The 17,796-nt window shown below is 57.3% G+C and carries 20 protein-coding genes and 5 pseudogenes; 6 read left to right on the top strand and 19 right to left on the bottom strand.

Annotated features, from left to right (window positions below):
* Positions 1 to 42: 42 nt before the first annotated feature.
* The 3 genes and pseudogenes from ACFQAU_RS21270 to ACFQAU_RS21260 form a co-directional block, all read right to left on the bottom strand.
* Positions 43 to 198 (bottom strand): annotated as a pseudogene (locus ACFQAU_RS21270) (ATP-binding protein); the annotation flags it as partial.
* A 116-nt stretch (positions 199 to 314) separates the two neighbouring features.
* Positions 315 to 1,718 carry a sensor histidine kinase gene (locus ACFQAU_RS21265; protein WP_132446268.1) on the bottom strand — a complete coding sequence of 468 codons (1,404 nt, stop codon included), beginning with the start codon at positions 1,716 to 1,718 and terminating at the stop codon, positions 315 to 317.
* A complete protein-coding gene (locus tag ACFQAU_RS21260) occupies positions 1,688 to 2,164 on the bottom strand; it encodes a putative pterin-binding protein (protein WP_240791662.1) in 477 nt (158 codons plus the stop codon). The genes ACFQAU_RS21265 and ACFQAU_RS21260 overlap by 31 nt, the downstream gene beginning before the upstream one ends.
* 290 nt (positions 2,165 to 2,454) lie before the next feature.
* On the opposite strand from ACFQAU_RS21260, the gene ACFQAU_RS21255 reads away from it, so the two are divergent.
* On the top strand, positions 2,455 to 2,841 hold the full coding sequence (locus ACFQAU_RS21255; protein ID WP_165935605.1) for a hypothetical protein: 387 nt from the start codon (positions 2,455 to 2,457) through the stop codon (positions 2,839 to 2,841).
* A gap of 550 nt (positions 2,842 to 3,391) precedes the next feature.
* Here the strand turns inward: ACFQAU_RS21255 and ACFQAU_RS21250 are convergent.
* Entirely contained in the window at positions 3,392 to 4,309 is a 918-nt protein-coding gene (locus ACFQAU_RS21250; protein WP_132446270.1) for a hydrogen peroxide-inducible genes activator, read from the bottom strand.
* 94 nt (positions 4,310 to 4,403) lie between these two features.
* Here ACFQAU_RS21250 and ACFQAU_RS21245 point away from each other — a divergent pair.
* The 5 genes and pseudogenes from ACFQAU_RS21245 (at position 4,404) to bioB (ending at position 8,740) form a co-directional block, all read left to right on the top strand.
* Positions 4,404 to 5,374, top strand: a pseudogene (locus ACFQAU_RS21245) (sodium-dependent bicarbonate transport family permease).
* An 84-nt stretch (positions 5,375 to 5,458) separates the two neighbouring features.
* A pseudogene (locus ACFQAU_RS22140) lies at positions 5,459 to 6,148 on the top strand (IS6 family transposase).
* 260 nt (positions 6,149 to 6,408) lie between these two features.
* The gene (locus tag ACFQAU_RS21235) at positions 6,409 to 7,056 is read left to right on the top strand and encodes a GntR family transcriptional regulator (RefSeq protein ID WP_386285181.1); all 648 of its coding nucleotides are present in this window, start codon (positions 6,409 to 6,411) and stop codon (positions 7,054 to 7,056) included.
* A 102-nt stretch (positions 7,057 to 7,158) separates the two neighbouring features.
* Positions 7,159 to 7,716 carry a biotin transporter BioY gene (locus ACFQAU_RS21230; protein ID WP_132446276.1) on the top strand — a complete coding sequence of 186 codons (558 nt, stop codon included), beginning with the start codon at positions 7,159 to 7,161 and terminating at the stop codon, positions 7,714 to 7,716.
* Positions 7,713 to 8,740: pseudogene (bioB, locus tag ACFQAU_RS21225) on the top strand (biotin synthase BioB). The gene ACFQAU_RS21230 and the pseudogene bioB overlap by 4 nt, the downstream one beginning before the upstream one ends.
* A gap of 176 nt (positions 8,741 to 8,916) precedes the next feature.
* Here bioB and ACFQAU_RS21220 read toward each other — a convergent pair.
* From ACFQAU_RS21220 to ACFQAU_RS21150, 15 genes and pseudogenes are all read right to left on the bottom strand, one after another.
* Positions 8,917 to 9,711, bottom strand: a pseudogene (locus ACFQAU_RS21220) (transposase); the annotation flags it as partial.
* A 197-nt stretch (positions 9,712 to 9,908) separates the two neighbouring features.
* Positions 9,909 to 10,205 carry an SPW repeat domain-containing protein gene (locus ACFQAU_RS21215; protein ID WP_386285171.1) on the bottom strand — a complete coding sequence of 99 codons (297 nt, stop codon included), beginning with the start codon at positions 10,203 to 10,205 and terminating at the stop codon, positions 9,909 to 9,911.
* Entirely contained in the window at positions 10,205 to 12,463 is a 2,259-nt protein-coding gene (locus tag ACFQAU_RS21210; protein WP_386285164.1) for an NAD-dependent epimerase/dehydratase family protein, read from the bottom strand. The genes ACFQAU_RS21215 and ACFQAU_RS21210 overlap by 1 nt, the downstream gene beginning before the upstream one ends.
* A 218-nt stretch (positions 12,464 to 12,681) precedes the next feature.
* Positions 12,682 to 13,410, bottom strand: a complete 729-nt coding sequence (locus tag ACFQAU_RS21205) for a cytochrome c biogenesis CcdA family protein (RefSeq protein WP_132446282.1) — start codon at positions 13,408 to 13,410, stop codon at positions 12,682 to 12,684.
* Positions 13,403 to 13,882: a hypothetical protein gene (locus ACFQAU_RS21200; RefSeq protein WP_132446284.1), complete on the bottom strand. Its 480-nt coding sequence runs from the start codon at positions 13,880 to 13,882 to the stop codon at positions 13,403 to 13,405. The genes ACFQAU_RS21205 and ACFQAU_RS21200 overlap by 8 nt, the downstream gene beginning before the upstream one ends.
* Positions 13,879 to 14,526 carry a thioredoxin domain-containing protein gene (locus tag ACFQAU_RS21195; RefSeq protein ID WP_132446286.1) on the bottom strand — a complete coding sequence of 216 codons (648 nt, stop codon included), beginning with the start codon at positions 14,524 to 14,526 and terminating at the stop codon, positions 13,879 to 13,881. The genes ACFQAU_RS21200 and ACFQAU_RS21195 overlap by 4 nt, the downstream gene beginning before the upstream one ends.
* Positions 14,523 to 15,170: an SCO family protein gene (locus ACFQAU_RS21190; RefSeq protein WP_132446288.1), complete on the bottom strand. Its 648-nt coding sequence runs from the start codon at positions 15,168 to 15,170 to the stop codon at positions 14,523 to 14,525. Before ACFQAU_RS21190 ends, ACFQAU_RS21195 begins: the two co-directional genes overlap by 4 nt.
* 54 nt (positions 15,171 to 15,224) lie before the next feature.
* Complete coding sequence (locus tag ACFQAU_RS21185; RefSeq protein ID WP_132446290.1) at positions 15,225 to 15,515, bottom strand: hypothetical protein; 291 nt, start codon at positions 15,513 to 15,515, stop codon at positions 15,225 to 15,227.
* A gap of 22 nt (positions 15,516 to 15,537) precedes the next feature.
* Positions 15,538 to 15,801: a hypothetical protein gene (locus ACFQAU_RS21180; RefSeq protein ID WP_132446292.1), complete on the bottom strand. Its 264-nt coding sequence runs from the start codon at positions 15,799 to 15,801 to the stop codon at positions 15,538 to 15,540.
* Between the two features lie 8 nt (positions 15,802 to 15,809).
* Positions 15,810 to 16,325, bottom strand: a complete 516-nt coding sequence (locus ACFQAU_RS21175; protein WP_132446294.1) for a TlpA family protein disulfide reductase — start codon at positions 16,323 to 16,325, stop codon at positions 15,810 to 15,812.
* Positions 16,322 to 16,702 (bottom strand): DsbE family thiol:disulfide interchange protein, encoded by a 381-nt coding sequence (locus tag ACFQAU_RS21170; protein WP_386285154.1) that lies wholly within the window; start codon positions 16,700 to 16,702, stop codon positions 16,322 to 16,324. Before ACFQAU_RS21170 ends, ACFQAU_RS21175 begins: the two co-directional genes overlap by 4 nt.
* On the bottom strand, positions 16,663 to 16,899 hold the full coding sequence (locus tag ACFQAU_RS21165) for a thioredoxin domain-containing protein (RefSeq protein WP_386285147.1): 237 nt from the start codon (positions 16,897 to 16,899) through the stop codon (positions 16,663 to 16,665). The genes ACFQAU_RS21170 and ACFQAU_RS21165 overlap by 40 nt, the downstream gene beginning before the upstream one ends.
* Positions 16,896 to 17,282, bottom strand: a complete 387-nt coding sequence (locus ACFQAU_RS21160) for a c-type cytochrome (protein WP_386285144.1) — start codon at positions 17,280 to 17,282, stop codon at positions 16,896 to 16,898. Before ACFQAU_RS21160 ends, ACFQAU_RS21165 begins: the two co-directional genes overlap by 4 nt.
* A gap of 85 nt (positions 17,283 to 17,367) precedes the next feature.
* Positions 17,368 to 17,499, bottom strand: a complete 132-nt coding sequence (locus ACFQAU_RS21155; RefSeq protein ID WP_276321499.1) for a hypothetical protein — start codon at positions 17,497 to 17,499, stop codon at positions 17,368 to 17,370.
* A gap of 7 nt (positions 17,500 to 17,506) precedes the next feature.
* On the bottom strand, positions 17,507 to 17,796 hold a 290-nt coding region (locus ACFQAU_RS21150), incomplete at its 5' end, for a DUF411 domain-containing protein (RefSeq protein WP_386285140.1).

Below are 17,796 nucleotides of genomic sequence, written 5' to 3'. Positions count from 1 at the left end.
TCTGGGCGTAGGCCGTTTCGATGCAGAGATTGGGGCTTTATGGCGATCGAGTAGCGCTTTCGTCATCTTGGCGTCTCCGAAGACCGATGGCCACTCAGCGAAGTCGAGGTTCGTCACGATGATGGACGTGCGCTCGTAAAGACGACTGACGAGGTAGTACAGCAGCTGGCCGCCGGTCTGTGCGAAGAGGATATAGCCGAATCAGTCGAGGACCAGGAAGCCGAGGCGGCACAAGCGAACCGCAGCTTCCCACGCTCACCGGGAGGCGCGAGGTAAGGCGAAGTGACGCCTTCAGATCATGCTTTTGCTTGGGTTTAGGAGTTTTCGGGTAGGAGATCGAACTCAATCCAAAAGGTTGAGCCCTTTCCTTCAACCGACTTGAACTCGATCTTTCCGCCCAGCAAATCAATCAACTGCTTTGTGATGCTCAAACCCAGGCCGCTGCTCTGAGTGGTGCCCGTGGTGCCCGGATTGACCTGGTGAAAGGGGGTAAAGATCGCATTTTGTCGGTCTATCGGTATTCCTATGCCATGGTCGGTGACCTCTATCCGCACCTTCTGGTCAATTTTTTTCAGGTTTATTTCCACGACATCGCCTGAAGACGTAAACTTTGTAGCGTTTGAAATCAGATTGGCCAGAATCTGACTGACGCGGGCGCTGTCCGTCAGAGCTTTCATCTCCTCGTCCGGTGTGTTCACGCGATAGCTGACGTTGTGTTTGTCACCGTAAGCTTGGCACCCTTCGACAGCTGAAGACACGACTGTATTGAGATCGACAGGTTTGCGTTCCACTTTCACTTTACCCTCTGTCAAAGCCTGCGCGTCCAAAATGTCATTGACCAGCGCCAAGAGCCGATCTCCATTGCGAGATGCGACATCAAGTAGCTTGAGCGCGGCTTCATCCTTCATCGTATCTGCAACTCGGCTTTTCAATAAAGCCAGGCCACCGATGATGGAGGTCAGAGGCGTCCTTAGCTCGTGACTGACGATGCTCATGAAATTCATTTTCATGCGGGCAGCGGATGAAGCTTCCTCAGCAAGATGGCGCATCTCTTGTTCAGCATGCTCGGCGGTTCTTAACTCCAGCATGAGTAAAAGAATGAAGATCCCCAGAAGCCCCAGAATGGTGGCGCTGAGATAGGCCACGGTATGAGACAGAGTGAGGAGAGCCGCCCTAAACTCCGCCATGGCTTCGGATTTTTCTTGCGCGACGGTTAGTAAAAATTCCCGGATAGAGAGATCAAAGCCTTCCAGTGCAAGGAGAATACTTTCCGCTCTTTCGCTGCGTTCTTCGCCAGTAAGACGATCGGTGTTGAGATCTTTGATCGCAGGCTCCAGACGCTTGAAGGTTGCCTCAAGCTCCGGCACCACGTCGGCATTGATTTGGAAGGTTGCGATAAGCTTCGGAAGCTCTCCCTTCTGAAGGATATTAATCCGGCTCCAGGCGATGTCAAATCGCATGGCCACATCGACCGCTGACTTATACCCGAGAGCATACTCGCCGAGGGCATTCTCGAGTCGTAGCAATTCAAACTGCAATTGCGAGGCAACCCACAGAGGGTCACTCTGCTCAGCAGTTTGAATATTCTGGACTCCGTCGTCCAGCTTGGAAAGCACGATAATCCCAAAAATCACTGCGCCGATAAACAATAGCAGGAGCAGGCCGCGGATAAATTTCCTGTAAGGAATTAGTCGACGGAGATGCTCTTGAGCTGCCATACCAACCTATCATTGTAGATCTCGTCATGAAGTTCCGGATTGCCGTCCATCGGGTAGATAACCCAAATCGGTCCCTTGTCACGAACTGACATTGTCTCACCGTTCAATAAGACCGCCAGAATGACGTCATACTCAAACGCGTCCGCAGCTGGCACTTTCGATGAGAAATCGTTGAGCGCGACCATTTTCAGGGTCGCACCTCGCGCAACATCCATCCCTTCAAGAACTGATCGCAGGGCCGGTCCTTGAAAGGTGGTCGCTTCGTCAACGTAGTCATTTTTCGTCACAACGGTCGTCTGCGGCATCGCGAGGATTTCTTCGAGCGTGAAGCTCTCCGTTCTATCCGGCGTCGTAACAGTTAGGATGTCCTGCGCGTAGCCCAAGGTTGGAGCTGCAAGTAGCAAGGCAAGCAGGCCGGTGAGGAAAGTTCTTTTAATTCGCATCATTCAAGCCCTGATTGTGTTGCGCGGTAGAGCCTTTCCTAATGTGATTTCATGTCAATATTTTGTCGACCCGATCAAAATATCTGAACCTCGATCATCAGTGAGGATGGTCAATTTGCGTTGGTCGATTTAGCGCCCCATTCTGGGCCATAAAATTCCATTATCCTCAGCGGATTAGCGCCCATGATATCGCGTCATTTTAGCAGATTTTCGCATCTTTTTCGGGGTTCCGTGGACCTTCTGCGCGACAAACGTAACTAAAGGATCATCGGACACAAATCGGAGAAAATATCATGGTTAAATCGCTTAAAACTTTCGTTCTAACGACCACATTGACTGCCCTAACTGCTGTTCCCCTTGCGACGGGCTTCGTCTTGTCGAGTAGCGATGTGGCTCATGCTCAGGGAAATGGTGGCGGCAACGGTGGCGGAAATGGTGGCGGCAACGGCGGCGGTGAAGGTTCTCCCGGGGCTGAGGGAACAACTGGCAATCCTGGCAATGATCAGGACGTTGGCCGCGCAGGCGAGGCACCTGACGGTGATGAAGATGGATGGGGCGAAGGGGGCCGCGGAAAATCTGACGCAGTCATCGACGATCAGACTGTAGAAGAACCTGAAGAAGACGAAATCGTCGAAGAGCCGGACGAAGAGGAGTCGCTGGACGAGCCCGAAGACCGCTGATCCCATCCTGAATTTTCGGTTGCCTTTTCGAAGCGATGTGGGTCCTATCGGTGGACCTACAGCCGTCATCGCCTCGAAAGAGGGCTGACGACTGTCCCTCCATTAGGCCCGGGCTTTGCCTGGGCCTTTATTGCACTTGAAGCGTGATTCATTCTTTGAGGTCGTCCCGGACCCGTTCACCCGCAGCGCCCCAAAAAAACGCCCTCAAGGGCGGAGCCTAAGAGCGCAAAGTTTCTGAACTTGAGCAGCAAAAGTGTTGCACGGTATTGCGAATTGCGCAACCTGTACTCCCGCGATACGAGAACATCAGAGCAAAGTCTTTTTCATTCAATGGTTTGGCAACGGCGGACACCGCCGTCGGTTATGCCGTTTTGCTCCCCTTTCGGCATACGAGACCTCGACCCTCAGGAACAAAGTGCAAGACCAGCTTTGCCAATCTACGCAGGAGTCCGAAAAGGCACCGTGATTGCTGGCTTGCTGGAAAAATTGCTTGCAAAACAATATGCTACTCGACGACCCCATCAGCTAAATTGCTGGGCATCACGCTTCGTTAATCTGGTTCCGGCGCTGCCAAATTGAGCGCGGTCGCGGCTTTACGAACGGTGAAAACAAGGCGATCCCGGCTCCGGTCGAAGGACTGATCCCTTGAGAACATAAGGCTGATGCCCCGGTTTGCGTCGGGCATCTCCAGCGGTCGGACGGCGACTTCTTCACGATGCACTGCCTGGCGGCGCGCGAACAAATCGGGCAGGACTGCGACCCCGGCGCCGGTTGCAGCCATGAGCAGGATGGAATCGAGGCTCGTGCCCTCGTAGTCATCGGAAACAATACCGCCACTCGCCCCTGCCAGTCCATAGACGATGCGCGCCAGCCGGTGCCCGGTGTCCAGAGTCAAAAGACGCTGGCCAGTTAGGTCCGCAGATCCAACCCGGTCCTGCGCGGCGATCGGGTGATCCGGTGCCACGGCTACCCATAGCGCTTCGTCAAACAGCGGGTGCTGCCAGGTATTGGGATGATCTTCTGGTGTAGAAATGATGGCGTCAAAACGGCCATTTCGAATCCCTTCGTCAAGACTCAGGGTATTCTCCTCACGGACGATGACCCGGAGATCAGGTTGATCGCTGTGCAACGAGCGCATCACTTGCGGTAGAAGATAGGGGCCAATCGAGGGCAGGACGCCCAGCCGCAATCGTCCGCCGAAAGGCAGCGCCGACGTCATGACGCCGCGCAGGGCCTCTACCTCCGCCAGGATGCGCCGTGCGCGGTGGACGCACTCCAGCCCCTTGGCCGTGGCTTGCGCCCCGTCTCGGCCACGTTTGAAAAGGCGAACACCAAAGTCTGCTTCTACCGCCGCGATCTGGTTCAATAGACTCGGCTGACTGACGTTCAACATCTCGGCGGCCAAGCTGAAGTTGCCCAGCTGATGCACCGCAACGACATATTCTAACTGGCGTAGAGATGGTCGCATCTATAGCCTCAAGCTATTCGGGAACAGGTCAGAAAATATTTAATCTATGCTCTTCGACGCGGCAATGGCGGGGGACATAACTGGAGTTCTCCCGATGACCACCGTCTTCGACACCCTTGCAGGCAACCTAATGGTGCCTACCATTCTCTTTTTGTGCTTGGCCTACTGGCTGCCTTCGTGCGGAGCGATCTATCGATCCCAGAAGGCGCGGCGAAGTTCATGTCGCTTTACCTGCTGCTGGCGATCGGCTTCAAGGGTGGGCACAGCCTCGCCGAACACGGGGTGAGCAGCGAGCTGCTGCTCGCGATAGTAGCAGGGATGGCGCTTTCCTTCCTCATCCCGTTCTTAGCCTTTATGCTGCTGCGGGTGATGACCCGGCTCGACGCCACTAATGCCGCAGCGGTGGCGGGCCATTACGGATCAATCTCCATCGTCACTTTCGTGGCGGCGACGAGCCTGCTTGAGCTATCTGGTGTCGCCTTCGACGGCTACATGGTGGCCGTCGCCGCCAGTATGGAGTTTCCAGCGATCCTCTCGGCGCTGTGGATTGCAGCGCGCCATTCGGGGGCCCGAGATGCCGCCCCTGTCCCGGCGCGGGAATTGTTCGCCAATGGCTCAGTCTTACTGCTGACCGGAGCCTTCGTGATCGGCGCCGTCACGCAGGACAAGGGGATGGAAATGATCGCCCCCTTCGTCGTGACGCCCTTCCTCGGCATCCTGTGCCTCTTTTTGCTGGACATGGGGATCACGGCTGGGCGGAGCCTTACGACCAATCGGCACATGTTGAATGCGGGCCTCTTCTCCTTCGGGCTGGTGATGCCGCTGTCCGGCGCGATGCTCGGCTGGGCTCTTGGCGCTATGATCGGCTTGCAAACCGGGAGCCAGTTCCTGTTGATGGTGTTGGCCGCCTCTGCCTCCTATATCGCTGTGCCGGCAGCGATGCGCATCGCCCTGCCTAAGGCAGAGGCCGGGATTTATCTTACGCTGTCGCTGGGGGTCACCTTCCCATTTAATATCACGGTGGGCTTGCCGCTCTTTCTGTGGCTGGCAAATCTCGGCGCATAAAGTTTGCGAGACAATGGGAGTTGGTGTTGTCACCTTAACGGGCCTGAGGTTGCTGGTTCATTGATCTGGGCGTAGGCGGTGTCGGTGCAGACAGTGGAAATCAACTACAAGCGCCACCGGTTCCCGGCTCAGATCATCCCACATGTTTTCTGGCTCTACGTCCGGTTCAACTTGAGCCTGCGCTAGGTCGAGGAGCTGATGCTGGCACGTGGCGTAGGCGTTTCGTATGAAACGATCCGACGCTAGACCGTCAAGTTCGCCCCCTGATCGCCCACGTTCTACGGCGACGGCAGCCGCGCCCTGGCGACGTATGGCATCTGGACGAGGTCGTCGTGAAGATCGCGGGCCGGTCATACTGGCTGTGGCGCGCGGTTGATCAACACGGCGTCGTTCTTGAGGAAATCCTTCAATCGAGACGAGACAAGTGCGCCGCAAAGCGGCTTTTGGTCAAGCCGATAAAACGCTGGGACTTCGTGCCCAAAAAGATCATTACGGACAAATTGCGATCCTACGACACCGCCAAGCGCGAGGTCGCGCTTGGCCTTGAGCATTGGTCACACAAGGTGCTGAATAACCGCGCAGAAAAAAGCCATTTGCCTTTCCGAAAACGAGAGCGAGTAATGCAGGGCTTCCGGTTACCGGGCGGACTGCAGCGCTTCGTTTCTATGCAGTCCGCAACCCGCAGCTGCATATCTGTCCCAGCCCCCGTCGGACCGCTCTCACCATCAGTTCGAAGCATTCGAGGCGTGGAAATCCGCGGCAAATACCCCTTGATGAATATCCGGCATGCCAACTTGCAAATTCGGCGAGTTAACGTGACAACTCCGTGCAAGGGATTGGGGAACAGACCCTGCCCACGGCGCCGTAGTGTTGGTGATCTCTGAAAAATCACTTACCCGCTGTGGCGTTTGGGCAAGATGGGCCCGCCCCCAAAATAAGCGTTATGGGCGAGTGCAGTTCACTTATGCCTCCCGAGTAGTGTTGCCGACGCGTTCTTCTTGGACAAAAGCAAATATACGAATTATCTATAGTATATGAGTTCAGGTGTTGAAGAGACGCATTCGGCGAGGATCGCCCGGATACTAACGGAACGTATTGTGTTGGGTGAAATCCCTCCCGGCACTCGGCTTCGGCAGGACCACATAGCCGCAGAATTCGGCGCAAGCCATGTTCCAGTGCGCGAAGCTTTCCGGCAATTGCAGACGCAAGGCTTAGCTGAAGCCCTCCCTCGGAGGGGGTTCCGTGTCACGAAGTTCGACTTGGCAGAGCTGCGGGAAGTGGCTGAAATGCGCGCGAGCCTGGAATCCCTTGCCCTCCGTCACGCCGCCCCCAACATTACTAGCAAAACTCTGGAGGAAGCAGAGCATGCTATTCGCCATGGCGAGACCGCCGAAAACGTCCATGACTGGGAAAAAGCAAACCGGCAGTTCCACCGCGTGATCCTTTCGCCGTGCCAAATGCCACGCCTTTTGCGCACGATTGATGACCTTCACATGGCGAGCGCCCGCTTCCTCTTCGCCGCTTGGCGTCGGGAGTGGGAAACGCGCACGGATCACGATCACTTGCGTATCCTTGAGGCGCTGCGAAAGGGGCAGACTGACTTCGCATGCGCAACTCTCAGTCAGCACGTTGGCAGGATTGGGAAGCGGATAGTGTCGAGAAAAATACTTCTGACAAAGTAAGATACAGCTTTTTCGGATAATTATCTATAATCTCAATTGAACGTATGATCATTTCTGTTCTCTATCGTGGAATACCCACTTATCCACCTCGGAGGACACCTCATGTCGTTACTTGCGCTTCAACGTACACATCTTCACCCGGCCTGGCGCCTGCCTGCTCTCGCGCTTCTTGGCGCAACCGCCATCACCATCTCCGCGAAAGTCCAGATCCCCTTTTGGCCTGTGCCAATGACGTTGCATACATTCGCCATTTTTCTTTTGTCAGCCTTACTGGGTCCCCGACTTGGAGTCGCAGCGATGCTGACCTATCTCGGCGCGGGCGCGATGGGCCTACCCGTCTTCTCTGGATCACCGGAGCGAGGAATTGGTTTAGCCTATCTGGCAGGTCCCACAGGAGGTTATCTTTTGGGCTATCTTGTTGCCTCCGGTCTTGTGGGCTGGCTCGCGACGGGGAGCGGGTGGCTTGGCCGCGTGACCGTGATGTTGGCCGCACTTGGGGTGGTCTACGCGGCAGGGCTTGCATGGTTGGCATTTTATGTTCCCAGTTCAATGTTGCTGGCAGCAGGTCTGACACCCTTCCTGTTGGGTGATCTGTTGAAGGTTGCGCTTGCCGCTACCGCAGTCACCGGCGCGAACCACTTGAAAGGGGCTCTGAAATGATCAGAACTGATTGGACCCTGGACGAAGCGAAGGCCCTCTATGAACTTTCGTTCTCGGAATTGACCTACCGGGCGCAGGAAATCCATCGCGAATATTTTGATCCAACCGCGATCGAAACCGCGAGCCTTCTTAGCATTAAGACAGGTGGGTGCCCTGAAGACTGTGGCTATTGCTCACAGTCTGCTCATCACAATACGGGAGTTAAGGCGACCAAGCTTATGGCTCCTGAAGAGGTGCTCGCCGCTGCGGCCCGCGCCAAAGCTGCTGGTGCGCAACGTTTCTGCATGGGCGCTGCTTGGAGAAACCCAAGAGATCGCGACATGGACAAGCTGTGCGAAATGGTCCGGGGGTTTCCGCATTGGGATTGGAGACCTGCATGACACTCGGCATGCTGACATCTGAGCAAGTCGCGCGTTTCAGCGAGGTCGGCCTCAATTTCTACAACCACAACATAGACACATCGCCCGAATACTATCCCGAGATCGCTGCCACCCGCTCGATGGAGGACCGGCTCAACACCGTCGAACGCGTCCGCCAAGGCGGTATCAATGTTTGCAGCGGCGGAATTTTGGGGATGGGTGAAGCGGAAGATGATCGCATTTCCATGCTGGTCACCTTGGCAACGCTGCCGACGCACCCAGGAAGTGTTCCAATCAACCTCTGGAACGAGATCCAAGGAGTTCCGATCCAGAGCCGGGCAGAGAAGGTCGACCCCTTCGATCTGGTCCGAATGATTGCCCTGGCCCGCATCATGATGCCTAAATCTGTGGTTCGTCTATCTGCTGGCCGGACAACCATGAGCGACGAGTTACAGGCCTTGTGCTTTCTGGTGGGAGCGAACTCCATCTTCGTCGGCGATCAACTTTTAACTACCGGCAACCCGTCACCGGGCAGCGATGCTGAATTGCTCAAGAGGCTTGGGATGCATATTGCCAAAGCAGCACCGTCCGAAACCCCGGCTGACAAGAAGCCGCGTAGAGACCCCGAACTTATGATAACAGGGCAAGGCGGAATAGGCAGCTGACAGGTTTGCACTAAGACCGCCAAAGATCACCAATGGGGGTTTGCTTTGGGCGGCAGGGAGGGCAAAACTCAGACGTCTCTGTTACCGACGGAATCGACCGTTTGTTGAACGGTTCACTAGACCAGAAATTGGCGCATATGCAGCGAAAGTTCACTTTGTCGTGATTCTGTGAGAAACTAACGTTTGCGAGCACAGAAATGGCTGCCCAAAATGCGGCGCGAGCGCCTTTCCTGTCGGGCTTTTCGCGTTTGCTGTGGTGCGGGAAAGATCTTGACCAATTTCCGGAGATTTTGGGCGGTTGGGACAAGCAGGAATTCGTCATTTGCACCGCATAGGCCACGTAATCAGAGCCTTCCGGGGCCGAGGATGCGTTTGATGCGTGAAGAGCATCTCAAGCTTCTTCCGGAGCTTCATGGAGATATCGTATTGCTTGGTCTTAGCGATGCCTCGGGCGACCTGGCGGGCGTCTTTTGTTCTTCGCGGGTGATCGATCTGGCGTCTGCGTTCGGGCAGCATTTCGTCCTTGCGGGGCAGGCCTGGCAGGTCAGTTTTAGGGCACGGTATTTGGCTCTACCCTGTCCGGTCGGCCCTCAGTTCGGATCGGAATAGTTCCGCCGGAACTGCTTCAGTTCTTAGCCCTCGGGGCAGATGTATTGATCGTTCTCTGCGTCCCACTCGAAGTCAGCCCGGCTCCAGATGCCGTCGCTGCCGCCAGATTTGTCGAAGACGGGGATGTGCGGGTCAATCTTGCGTTCAACCAGCCAACCCAGCCGGCCCAATGCCATAGGCTGTGTCCACTGCCCGGCAGTGCATCGCGTAGCGATGTCACGAGAGGGGGCGATCAGGCGTTCGGGATGCAGGTCGAACTTTTCTTTGACCCGCTACAACATGGTCTTTGTCGACCCGACCTCGGCTTGCCGGGTGGAGCGGGAGGATTCCACATCCAAGATGACACCATCATCTGTGTCGATTGAATCAGCCCAATGCCTCTTAATCAACCACGAGTTCTTCAACAAAATAGGTCCAAACTAGGCCTTCATTAAGCACGATACGCTGCCCTGCGGATTTCGGGAAAAAGGCATCTGCGAATAAATTGTCGTTCTTTAACCTAAAAGGCGGACCAGATATTTGCCTCGGCTATCGTTTGCGAATTCAGGACGCTTCTACTTCAAACGATATACCGATCCCAACTACCATAGTGCTCCGCACTGCGTTTCCCACGTGGCAAGCTCAGCGCTACCAAAGCGATACCAGAGAGCACACCGATCATGCTGCCCGCAACAGTGCCGCCGCTCAAAACCCATGGCGCCACGATCAGCCATAAACCAAAACCAATGTTCAGGAATCGTAGCGGGCGCGCCACTTCGGCCCAGGCGATAACAGCAGTCGTCAGGACCAATGCGCCAACCAAGTGATCACTGCCCGCAAGCGGCATGGCGTTGCCGAAGATCGCACGCGACAGCATCAAAAACAGGCCGATGGCCGCACTCCCCCTAAGGTCCAAGGGACAGTGACCCCCCGCGCACTTTGCCGGGCGATCTCGCGCGGGGGTGTATCGAAACCCATCGTGCCGCCTTTGCTCGATCCCGGCAACGCGTCACCTCGAAAAAACGCGCGCCAGAAAGGGCGCCCGCGTCGGGTGTTCCAGACCATGAACTGCATCATTGCGACGATCTCATCCAAAGAGAACGGGATCATGATCAGCATCGCGGCCGCGGCGAGTAGACAGATTGTGCAATAGGTTCCGATTGCGATGGGCTGGATGATAATGAAATAGATGCTGATCACCCCTAGCGGGCCTACCACAATGCCAAAAAGCGCGACCATCCATGGCATCGTGCGCCAGCGCATACGGCTACCCATAACCCCCATGAGGATCTCGAACATATAGCTCATCGCACCCAAGCCGCCGTCGGCGATGGGCCAGGCCTTGGAGACATCAGAGGTGACGATATATTCGCTGCCGTTGAGGTTAGATGGAGAGGAAAAGAACGGCTCCCGAATTCCATCGACATGCCCCAGTTGGTAGGCCGAGAGAATGCGCGACAGCAGGAAACCAACCACCCCGAGCGCAATAATTGGCAGGCGCTGGACGTAAGTTGAAGGGCAATATGTCCACCCCGGCGGGATGTCTCCATCGTCCATCATGCCCTCGCGCGCCATGCCGGGCATCATCGGGATCAGGATCGTCAGGGCGATCACCAGCGCGCCGATCAGAGTGTCATTGGCATAGACCGCAGGGTCAGGCGTCCAGAACACCAAGGGCGCGGCAAGCAGCCAGACTCCAAGCGCCGCGTTTGCCCATTGCGCCCAACCGTTGCCGGGCTTCATCGAGAAAAAGGCCAGCGCGGTGATGGCCAGACCGGTAAAGACATTGTTCCACGCCGTCAGCCAACTGCGCATTGAAGCCGCCCAGAGACCGCGATCTTCCGTAACGCGCTGCACGGCGGCACTGAACTCGGTCTGGTCAAATGTGCCGAACACCGAGGGCGCGGTGGCGAGCCAGAGGCCAAGTGTCGCAACCAGCCAATGCACCCAGAGCATCTGAAAATGCATCGTGCGCATGTGGTTGTCATGCTCGCGCGCAGCGCTTTGCTGTTCGGCGACACTCTCGTCTTTCTCTTCGGCGGCGGCCTTTTCTGTCGCCTGTTCCACCTTGGCCGCAGAAACCCGTGCGGCGTTCAAGCCGTTGTCCTTATACCAGTGATACGGATCGTCTTTCAGCTTTTGCAGCATGAGGGGCATGTCGTGACGCAGGCTGTGCTTCGGGGTCCAACCCAAATGCTCCTTAGCCTGTGACAGATCAAGCTCGTAGTGATCGCTTGAAATATCCACCATCCACGCGCGGATAAAGGCGTCCTCGCCAAAAATGCGGTTCTCGGCCCATGCCCCCAGTTTCGCGGCGGCAGGCGGGACATTCCATGTCACCCAATCTTCGCCATGCAACTCGCGCCCGATCAACCGCTGCAACTCGCCAAAGGGGATCGGGTCAGCTTCGCCTAATAGCACTGGGAAAACATCCGGCAGGGTCTGGCGGCGGTCGACGATGCGTTCAAGGGCATCGAGCAGATCGTCGAGATGTAAAAACGCCTGACCCCGGGACAGATCACCGGGGTAGACCTTTCCACTCAGCCGTTTTTCGTAAATGCGGGATATTTGATGGGCCAGGAAGGTCGAATGTCCGTCATCATCGTAGATACCGGCGGGTCGTATAAGGACAAGTTTCTCGTCGCCATTCTCCTCCCGCAACATCGACTCTGTGCGAATTTTCGAGGCGCGGTAGGGCAGCTTAGGGTCAAAGGGCGCGTCTTCGTCTATAGGGTCGCCGGGCGCGGTGGGTGCGTGTGCCAGCATCGTCGAGGTGAAAATGAATTGCTCCAACTCGAAGTCTTGGAGGCCTTTCAGCAGCCGTTTGCTTCCTTCCAACGTCACCGCGTCATAGGCGGGGTCATCCTCTCCACTCAGATCGAAGAACGCCGCAAGATGGACGCAGGCCGCGATACGGTCTCCGTAGGCCAACCGCAGTCGCGCCAAGGCTTTATCAACGCTGCCCGGGTCAGTTATGTCGAAACAAATGCATTCAGCCTGATGGGGCGGATGCGGGGGCGAACTGCGGTCTAACCCGACAACGCGGTAATTTTCGTGCAATCTCTTAACGACCGCCGCGCCGAGATAGCCGCTTGATCCGGTCACGACGACGACTGGCTTATCCGACGTTTCCATAGCTCGCCTCTCGCCTTACCTGCGCAGATATTTAACCAATGCCGCGATCACCAAAACCAAAAGCACGATAACCAGAAGCCAGCCGACCCCCATGCCAAACATCATGCCACCGCCCATCATATCACCGTCCATCATCGCTTTTCTCCTTACTGCACACCTCAGAAACGAGGCTATACAGTCTCAACCAACCTCCTCCGCTGGAAGGTTCCGACTTAGCTTCACCCGATTGCGCCCAGGATTGGGAAGGTTTCCAATAGCCACCAAGAAAAAGCGCTAAGCTGACCCGTCATCATCCCGATTCCCATGAGGACCATGACCGCGCCCGCCACTTGATGCAGACGCCGTCCGACCGCACCAAGCGTCCGCAAGCGCGCTGCAACCTGATCGGTAAAAGCGGCCACGATCAGAAACGGCACGCCAAGACCTGCCGAATAGACCCCCAACAGCCAGACGCCTTCTGATATTGTGGCGCTTGCTGCACTGGCCGTCAGGATCGCGCCAAGGATCGGTCCGATACAGGGGGTCCAACCAAAGCCGAAGGCAAGGCCCAGTACGTAGGCCGCCACCGGCTGCCCGCCGGGAAGGTCGAGGTTGAACCGCAGGTCACGCTCCATTGTTTGAATGCGCGCGGCCCCCAGCATGAACAACCCAAAGAGGATCACAACCCCGCCCCCGATCAGGTTCAACTCCAACCGCCAGCGCAAGAGCGCCTGCCCCAATGCTGTGGCCGACGCACCGAGCGCCATAAAGATCGTTGAGAAGCCCAGCACGAAGCAGAAGCTTAGCCAGACCGCTTGGCTCTGACCGCGCTCCGCGCCCGTGGCACCAGTGCGCCCGGCGATATAGGAGACGTAGCCCGGCACCAGTGGCAAGACACAGGGTGAGACAAAGGAGATCGTCCCGGCCAGGAAGGCGGCAATCACCCCGAGAGAGGAGACATCAAGCACCCGGCGCCCCCTTCCCCTTTGATAAGCGCCTGAGCGCACCGAAGTAAGCTGCGAAAGGCACGATGAGCCATTGCAGCATCGGCGTTAGGCCCGCGTCGATGAACGGGATGACTGGCATGATCTCGCGGTAGGCCCAAGCCTCGCGGACCTCAATATTTAGCCATTCGCTAAAGACCGTGTAGCCAAATCCGATCGCAAGCATCGCGCCAAAAACGGGATAGACCCGCGCCTGCGGCCATGTGCCTGTGCCAAAGAGAAACAGTGCGAGCAGAAGGCTGCTCATGGCGATCAGTAGATCGCCTCCGGTGCAATGGACCACGGCAAAGACGATCTCGCCCCATGTGCCCTCAACCCAAATCGTGTAGAGCGGAATATGGGCAACCTCCCAAAGAAGGTGCCCCAACAGCGTGAACAACGCAAAGCGGCGCAGGGCGGGGAGCCAATGCGGCGTGTCCAAACTTTGGCTTGTCATTGAAACCATCCCGTTATGCGTTGCCAAAAACCGGGTTCGGCATGGGGCCGCAGATGCGTCAGCCCGTTGATGTAAAGCACGAGGTTCGTCGGCTTAAAGTCTGCGCCGTGAAATATGCCAACCTGCGCGCCCTCACGGTTGAGCAAATGCACCATCGGGGCTTCTTCGTTCCGGACACTTACAGAGGCGAAGGCATTCACCGTGCCCCCAAGGCGGTCGGCGTCGAACAACTGGGCAGACGTCCAGTTCTGCTCTGCCGGGGGAGCAGAGGCCGTATCGCGCAGGGTAACAAAGACGACCATCTCGCGCATCGCGCTGGCATTAAGCGCGGAGAGCGTCTTAGCAAGTTGTTCCTGCTGCGCATCACAGGGGCTGCCGCAAGTATCAGGGGCAAAACTAAGCACCGTGATCTTGCCCCTCATCGCGCCCAGAGACCCCGTGGCCCCATCTGGCTCCGCCCATTCCACCTCCGGCACCTCTCGCGCCGCAATGGGTTCAAACGCGGCTTCCTTACCCACCATCGCTTGGTTCAGATTCTCCCCGGGGTGGTTCGCAAAAGCGGGCGTAACAGTCAGCAGGATCACGGCACATATGCGCGCGGCCTGCGACACGAGGCGGGGTCGCGATGGGAATTTCAGTGTCATTGGTTTCTCTTCTCTTTCGCGATCCGCATAGAAATTTGTTCAGCCATTTCTTCGGCCGGCTGCGCGCTTTCGAGAAAGACAGCATCGAACCGACCGTCAGGGGCCATCAGGTAAATGTGACCCGCGTGAGCCATGGCGTAGCCGTCAGCCGCGTCCTCGTCCGAGAGTTTCTCATGGTAGACCTTGAAGGCATCCGCAGTCGCAGCCACCTGCGCTTTGTTCCCCGTCAGCCCGATCAACTGGGGATGGAAGTTCGCAACATAGTCTTTGAGAACCTCGGGTGTGTCGCGTTCTGGGTCCAAAGTCACAAACAGCGGGGCGACCTGATCTGCGTCAGGTCCAAGCAAGTCGAGCACGCTGCCCATATAGGCCAACGTGGTTGGGCAGATGTCGGGGCAATGGGTGAAGCCGAAGAATACAAGCTGCCAGCGACCTTTGTAATCGTCCTGCGTGACAGTCTGGCCGTCGTGGTTAATTAACGTGAACTCGGAACGAATATCCGCATCGCCGCGATAGACGGCCTGATGCGAGGGGATATGGCCGGGGCGCATAACCGCGAAACCTGCAACGACAACGGCAGCGGCAATTGCTGTGGCCCATAGGATTATGCGAAGCCGACGATGGGTCGTGGTGATCTTGGTCATAGTATGTCTTTCACTGGTGGTTCGCCCGCCCCCTGGACGAGCGAACCAAGGGCGTCAGCCTTTTTGATCTTCGGTATGGGGCGTTTCCATGTGCTCTTTCATGGACTGCATCATCTCGTTGCAGGTCTCCATCATCGGCCCCATCTCGGCCATCATCTTCATCATGGGCATCATCCCTTCCATGCCTTCCATGCCCTTCATGTCAGCCATGTCGCCTTGCATGTGCTGGCCATCGGCCATCGGCATATCCCCGGCCTCGGGTTTAGCCTCCTGCGCCCGAGCGATAGTGGCGACAAGCAGCAAACCGGTCAGAGCTGCGGTGGTAAGTTTCACTGTATAGGTCATGTTAGTTCCTTTCGATTGAGGTTTAGTCTGTCGAGGTGTCCGATCTTGCCACCGGATCGTTTTTGGCGCAGCTTGAGCTGCCGCGCATGCACAGCCCCAAAGCGCACATGGCGGCACAAGGGGCGAGGCTGAGGAGCAAGGGCGCAGCCCCTACGGCGGTCAGCCATTCCCAATTCAGCGCGGCGCCCCCGCCAATGGCGGCAAAGCCCGTCAGCATGAGGGTTTGGCGCCGCGCGGGCATAGGGATCGCGAATGAGGGCCGGTTTGCTTTTGAGAGTTGGGTCACTGTCGGGTTCATCCTTCTGTGATGACGCGTTGGATTTGGGAAATGGCCGCCGGGCTGTCCCACGCGGCGGGGCCGACCTTGCGGGCAACCTCGCGGCCTTGGGGGTTAACCAGCAGCGTCGTGGGCAGGCCGACAACGCCAAAGGCCATCATCCCCCGCAACTGGTCTGCCAGATAAAGGTCGAGATGCGTGATGCCGATCTCTGCATAGAAGGCGCGCACAGCGTCGAACCCGCCCTTGTCGATTGAGAGCGCGAGAACGTGAAACTCCGCCCCGCCCAACCGCGCTTGCAACCTGTCGAGGGTCGGCATCTCATGGCGGCAGGGCGCGCACCATGTCGCCCAGATGTTGAGCAAAAGCGTCCGGCCACGAAAGTCCGCCAAAGTCAGGCTCCGTCCTGCTCCATCCGTGATGGACGGCGACAGCATTGGCAGAGGCTTTGGATGCTCCGCCATCAGGGTCCGCGCCGCGGCAGGCGTGGCTCCAAGCGCCAGTGCCCCGCCCAGGAAACCGCGCCGCTTCACGCCCCCTGCTCCTGTTGCAGACGACGCACCAGTGGAAGAATGTCGTTCTCCAGAGACTGACGGTCAAATGGACCGACATGTTTGTAAGCGATGCGCCCTTCGGCATCGATAACAAAGGTTTCCGGCACGCCATAGACGCCCCAGTCGATCGAGGTCCGGCCAGAGTTGTCGGCGCCGATCCGGTCATAGGGGTCGCCAAGCTCAGCGAGGAATCTTCGGGCGGCAGCGGGCTTGTCCTTGAGGTTGATACCGTGGATCGGCACGCTTTTAGTTTGGGCCAGTTCCACCAGCAGCGGCATCTCAACCCGGCATGGCACGCACCAAGAAGCCCAGACGTTTACCAGTGAAACTTCGCCACGCAGATCAGCCGCAGACAAGCCGTTCTCGCGTCCGTCGATGGGGGCAGATCGAACTCCGGGATGTCCCGGTCGATCATTGTGCTGGGAAGGCTGTCTTCATTGTTGAAAAGCCCCCACAGGAAGGCCGCTGCGATTGCCGCGAAGACCGTCACAGGAAGTGCGGCGATCAACACTGACCATCGCGGCTTGCGGACATTTCGCTCTATACGGCTCATGATCCCTCCTCGCTCCTGGAGGTAATCTCGGCTTGATAGTCCCGTTCCCGCTCGGGCCAAGTGTTCTTGATATAGCCGAGGATCGCCGCGATCTCGGCATCACTTAAAATGCCGTCAAACACCGGCATGTCGCTTTCATAACCGGGCACGACCGAGGCCAGCCCGTTCTTGGTAGTGTCGAAAAGCTGCTGATCGGCATGGTGCCACGTATGGCCCGTTTCATCATGCGGCGGCGCGGGCATGCGGCCATTGTCAAGCCGCCTGCGCCAGTCCGGTTGGCCCTCGAGGTCTGCACCGTGGCAGGAGGCGCAGTTCTCCGCATAGAGTTGAGCACCCTTATCTATCATCTCCGCATCCACAGGCATGCCAAGCACGGCGAGCACCGGGGGCTGTCCTCCTTTCCCCCGGCCCAGACAGCGACTGCCGCCGCCCCTGCAATGCCGATAGTGGCGCTCATAACCATCCGGTTCATGCGGGCCGCCGCAGGTATTTGATCAATGCCAGCACACCCAGCACCAGCACCGCCAGCATCAAGAGGAACAACAAACCACAGCCAATCATCATTGCGACGGACATCGGCCCGTTCATCATTTCCATCATTTCAACCTCATTCATTCGAATAGACGGCCACGCCGTCCTTGCCGAAAGCATAGGTCTTGAGCGTGCCGCTCTTACCTGCCATGCCGGGCGCGTTCTGGGGCATACCGGGCAGCGTGATGCCGGTGATCTCGGGGCGCTCGGATGTCAGGCGCTGGATAATCTCAACAGGCACCAGACCGCTGACGTAGTAGCCATCGACCTCTGCAAGGTGGCACCCCAGCCCCTGCTCCGGCACGCCGACCTCAACCGAGCGTTTGTCAAAATCCCGGTCGTCAATGCGGATGACGTGATAGCCGT

The organism is Sulfitobacter profundi, assembly GCF_042661425.1.
GTDB classification, from domain to species: domain Bacteria; phylum Pseudomonadota; class Alphaproteobacteria; order Rhodobacterales; family Rhodobacteraceae; genus Sulfitobacter; species Sulfitobacter profundi.
This window is presented reverse-complemented; position numbering and strand designations above follow the sequence as displayed.

What these genes read in the sequence shown, in the direction of transcription:
- ACFQAU_RS21190 (WP_132446288.1), bottom strand. Translation starts at nt 15,170, where the DNA reads ATGACCAAGATCACCACGACCCATCGTCGGCTTCGCATAATCCTATGG.
- ACFQAU_RS21210 (WP_386285164.1), bottom strand. Translation starts at nt 12,463, where the DNA reads ATGGAAACGTCGGATAAGCCAGTCGTCGTCGTGACCGGATCAAGCGGC.
- ACFQAU_RS21165 (WP_386285147.1), bottom strand. Translation starts at nt 16,899, where the DNA reads ATGAGCCGTATAGAGCGAAATGTCCGCAAGCCGCGATGGTCAGTGTTG.
- ACFQAU_RS21230 (WP_132446276.1), top strand. Translation starts at nt 7,159, where the DNA reads ATGTCGTTACTTGCGCTTCAACGTACACATCTTCACCCGGCCTGGCGC.
- ACFQAU_RS21185 (WP_132446290.1), bottom strand. Translation starts at nt 15,515, where the DNA reads ATGACCTATACAGTGAAACTTACCACCGCAGCTCTGACCGGTTTGCTG.
- ACFQAU_RS21250 (WP_132446270.1), bottom strand. Translation starts at nt 4,309, where the DNA reads ATGCGACCATCTCTACGCCAGTTAGAATATGTCGTTGCGGTGCATCAG.
- ACFQAU_RS21200 (WP_132446284.1), bottom strand. Translation starts at nt 13,882, where the DNA reads ATGACAAGCCAAAGTTTGGACACGCCGCATTGGCTCCCCGCCCTGCGC.
- ACFQAU_RS21260 (WP_240791662.1), bottom strand. Translation starts at nt 2,164, where the DNA reads ATGATGCGAATTAAAAGAACTTTCCTCACCGGCCTGCTTGCCTTGCTA.
- ACFQAU_RS21235 (WP_386285181.1), top strand. Translation starts at nt 6,409, where the DNA reads ATGAGTTCAGGTGTTGAAGAGACGCATTCGGCGAGGATCGCCCGGATA.
- ACFQAU_RS21255 (WP_165935605.1), top strand. Translation starts at nt 2,455, where the DNA reads ATGGTTAAATCGCTTAAAACTTTCGTTCTAACGACCACATTGACTGCC.
- ACFQAU_RS21265 (WP_132446268.1), bottom strand. Translation starts at nt 1,718, where the DNA reads ATGGCAGCTCAAGAGCATCTCCGTCGACTAATTCCTTACAGGAAATTT.
- ACFQAU_RS21195 (WP_132446286.1), bottom strand. Translation starts at nt 14,526, where the DNA reads ATGACACTGAAATTCCCATCGCGACCCCGCCTCGTGTCGCAGGCCGCG.
- ACFQAU_RS21155 (WP_276321499.1), bottom strand. Translation starts at nt 17,499, where the DNA reads ATGATGGAAATGATGAACGGGCCGATGTCCGTCGCAATGATGATTGGC.
- ACFQAU_RS21215 (WP_386285171.1), bottom strand. Translation starts at nt 10,205, where the DNA reads ATGCTGTCGCGTGCGATCTTCGGCAACGCCATGCCGCTTGCGGGCAGT.